This window comes from Polaromonas sp. P1_G2, from assembly GCF_056405515.1.
In genome coordinates, this window is record NZ_JBFUBY010000380.1 from 1 (window position 1) to 3,500 (window position 3,500).

Consider the following 3,500-nt stretch of genomic DNA (forward strand, 5'->3'; position numbering starts at 1 on the left):
TTCATGCACTGGCTGAATGTGGAGCTGCTGTTCGTGGACGATTCATGCACTGGCTGAATGTGGAGCTGCTGTTCGTGGACGAGGGGGCGCGTCACAAGGGCGTGGGTCGCAGGCTGCTTGAAACGGCGGAACAGAAAGCCTGCGAGCTGGGCGCCCGCAATGCGACGCTGAACACCTTCGAATGGCAAGCCCGCGCGTTCTACCTTAAGCAAGGCTATGAAGAGTTCGGGCGCATCGACAACTTCGTCCAGGGCTTCTACGTGGCCTACATGAAGAAAGCACTGGAGCCATAGCGGCTCCCCAAGAGTCCGCGGGGAGAAGTCGACCGCAAACTTGGAGAGTGAAAGACACTTTCTACTTGAYCGATAACACCCCTTACCGTTAGTCAAGTGAAGCGCTTATCGCTCCGACAGGCACGCGGCCGCCGCGGCGGCGTGGGTTACTACAGCCTTCCACTCTGAACAGCGCTGGTGCGATACTCAAACGCCTTAAATACCAGGCTGTCGCGGTGCCGTCTCGTATAAACATACCTATGCTCGAAAAAATTCTGCATGAGTCCCGAGTTCAGAAGGCAACGCATGGCTTGTCGCTGGCTACGTTGAGGTCCGGCGAGATTGCTTCGACCTATGCCGTTGGGATTCGGGGCGCCCACGATGGCGCCGCAGTGAACAGCCGTACCGTTTTCGAAGCCGCATCCCTCACGAAGCCAGTGGTTTCCTTTATTGCCCTTCAGCTGGCAGAGGAAGGGTTGCTCGATCTTGACCGACCGCTTCATCTGATCTGTGGAGGCTTTGTGGCAGACGATGAACGAGCTAAGGCAATTACCGCTCTGCATGTGCTCACCCACTCAAGCGGGCTTCCTAACATCGCAGGGGCAGGCACACCGCTGAAGACCTACTTCGCGCCTGGCGAGCGGTTCAACTATGGCAGCAGCGCATTTGGTTGGCTGCAACAAGCGATCGAACGATTGACGGATAGTCCTTTGGAAGAGCTCGCCCGCACCCGGGTCTTCAAGGCATTCGGAATGGCCGACTCCAGTTTGAATTGGCAAGACCGGTTCGAGTCCAACCACGCGCAAGGACAAGAGTTAAATGGACAAGCTGTCTCCAAGCGGCGTCCAGTCAAAGCGGCAGCCTCATGGTCGCTTTTAACGACCGCGACGGATTACGCGCATTTCGTGCAGGCGGCGCTTCGTGGAACCGGCCTGTCATCGACGATGCATAAGCGGTGGTTTACACCAGTGATTGCAGCAAGAGAGGGTGTCGATGACGTCTTGAATTCAGATGCTGCAGAGGAAAAAGACGTGGCTTGGGGACTCGGTTGGGGCCTGGAGCCGTCGGAAGGCTGCTTCTTCCATTGGGGACATAATCCGGGCTTTCGTGCATTCGTGATGGGCAACCTCGAAACGAAAGACGCGGTGGTGTGGTTCGCCAACTCAGCAAGCGGGTTGCGATTGGCCCGACATGTTCTCCCGGAAGTTCTGCCAGGTCGGCATCGTTCTGTGGATTGGCTGCAGATCGGCAAGGCATTCGACGAGTGAGGCGCAGGCCCGATATCCAGCTGGCTATTAGAGTTGGTTACTCTGCCCTCCTCCGATTTACGCATCGAATGAATCGTTCAGGTTTTGGCAGTCCATCCGGCTTCACATCAACAGCACTTGGCGTCTGCTTGGGCGCATCCTTGCAGTAAAAAGCAGAACAAGGGCTTAAGCACCAAGCTTGGATCTTCGCCGCCCCTTGAAGATCCACCGATTGACATTGATGGCCAGGCCGCCAATCACAAAGATGACGCTCATTGGAAAGGTCAGCATGACGAGCCACGAAAATCCCGTCACCGCATTCGCCATGGCTGCCACCCACGCGTGGCCATCACATACCGCCTGCCAGGAAAGCTTGCAATTGAAGTGATCGAAGAGCGGTAAGCATGCCATCAGCAGGCCATAAGGTGCGAGGCCTGCCAATCCGCACAGCGCGAAGTAGCGCCACCCAATCAGCTTTTCGGTGGGCTCATCCTGGGTCTCTGTTGTCATGACTCCCTTTCATGCATGTGGCGGCGATTTGGCATGTCAATCTCCCATGCTTTCCCGGATGGTATCTGACGCGGCGCTGGGCCGGGACGTGCAGCCACCTACCTCAATTGGATGACGACCGGCCACCCGCGCCTGGATAAACTGGCGCTGCGCCAGGTTTCAGCGGCAGCAACCGCCTGGGCAGCAGCAACAACAATCCACAGAGGGACGATCCATGAAGGCTTTCTCAGAAGCGGTATCCAGAATCGCGGCGGGCTTATGCCTGGCTTGCGGCGCGGTGCTGGCCACTGGCTGCGCACCGGCGACACCCATGTTCCAGCAGCTTGAACACGACAGGACCACGCAGATCAACCTGATCGTCGAGAAAGCACCCTTTGAGTACACCCCTCCTGTGAGCCCGGATAGCCCGATTGTCGGGGCCGGCTTCGCAACCGTCATGCTGGGCTCGCTGGCGGTGCAGCACAAGCTGGACTACATCCACGAGACCTTGAACCAGAAGGCTCTTGAACAAAAGATCGCCAATGACTATCGCCCGGTCTTTGTCGCCGCGCTGGTCCAGGAGCTTTCCAAACTGGGCATCACCGCCACGGTGATCCCGCTGCCCTACGAGCGCAGGGCCCTGAACCACGATCGCGCTTTCTACCGGCCGACACTGGAAGACCTGGCAAAGATTCCCAAAGAGCCGCCATCCTTCTATCTGAAGCTGGACATGGGCAGCTGCACGGTCTACCAGATCACACCCTGCATCCGGTACATCCTCAATTCGACGGAGGTCGAGACGGCGCCCGGGCCCACCCAGAAGTACGGGGGGCTGCTTGTACTCGAACCCAATCTCTGGAGGGTTCCGACGGTACCCACGCCGCTGCGTTTCGAATCCATTGAGGAGGCCGGCGCGAAGATCCATGAGTTCGATGCGGAGATCGCCCGCCTCGTTCCGCTTGCGGCCCAGCGCCTGGCCGTCGCGGCCCGGAGGCGGGTGCCTCCGCGATAGCACTCAAACGCCGCTCGTCTTTCTGGAACAACTTGCCATGGGGCCGCGGGTCCACCCCACGGCCGTGTGCCTTTAAAGCCGGGCCGCTCGCGCTCACGGTCATAGTCCGCGATTTTTGACTTTGCCTGAGCCGAGCTGGCTTCGAACCTGGTCCTGGTGTAGGCTGGCTCGACCAGCGTGACGCGGATGCCGAACTGGCGCACCTCATGGTCCAGGGTTTCGGACAGCCCTTCCACCGCATGCTTGGAGGCCGAATAAAGCCCCATGTAGGGAGCGGGCAGAAAGCCGAGCACGGAACTGATATTGACGATCCTGCCGTAGCCTTGCGCGCGCATGTGCGGAAGCACCGCCTGTGTGGTGCGCAATATGCCGAACACATTGGTGTCGAACTTGTCGAGATGGATGTTCGCGACGACGCTTCCGTCCAACGCGCAATCCAGTCCATCATCGGCCAGGCCGGCAGTGTTGACGTGCTGGTCA

4 protein-coding genes and 1 pseudogene are annotated in these 3,500 nt (G+C 58.8%); 3 read left to right on the forward strand and 2 right to left on the reverse strand.

Annotation, left to right across the window (positions count from 1 at the left end):
• Together AC1D0P_RS23810 and AC1D0P_RS23815 are read left to right on the forward strand one after the other, a co-directional pair.
• A partial coding sequence (locus tag AC1D0P_RS23810; protein WP_477679003.1) for a GNAT family N-acetyltransferase occupies positions 1–293 on the forward strand: 293 nt, incomplete at its 5' end.
• A gap of 239 nt (positions 294–532) precedes the next feature.
• Positions 533–1,540 (forward strand): serine hydrolase domain-containing protein, encoded by a 1,008-nt coding sequence (locus AC1D0P_RS23815; protein WP_477679004.1) that lies wholly within the window; start codon positions 533–535, stop codon positions 1,538–1,540.
• Between the two features lie 165 nt (positions 1,541–1,705).
• Here the strand turns inward: AC1D0P_RS23815 and AC1D0P_RS23820 are convergent, their stop codons facing one another.
• Positions 1,706–2,029 (reverse strand): hypothetical protein, encoded by a 324-nt coding sequence (locus AC1D0P_RS23820; RefSeq protein WP_477679005.1) that lies wholly within the window; start codon positions 2,027–2,029, stop codon positions 1,706–1,708.
• Between the two features lie 214 nt (positions 2,030–2,243).
• On the opposite strand from AC1D0P_RS23820, the gene AC1D0P_RS23825 reads away from it, so the two are divergent.
• Positions 2,244–3,020 (forward strand): hypothetical protein, encoded by a 777-nt coding sequence (locus AC1D0P_RS23825; RefSeq protein ID WP_477679006.1) that lies wholly within the window; start codon positions 2,244–2,246, stop codon positions 3,018–3,020.
• A gap of 89 nt (positions 3,021–3,109) precedes the next feature.
• On the opposite strand, the pseudogene AC1D0P_RS23830 reads toward AC1D0P_RS23825, so the two are convergent.
• Positions 3,110–3,500, reverse strand: a pseudogene (locus AC1D0P_RS23830) (SDR family NAD(P)-dependent oxidoreductase); the annotation flags it as partial.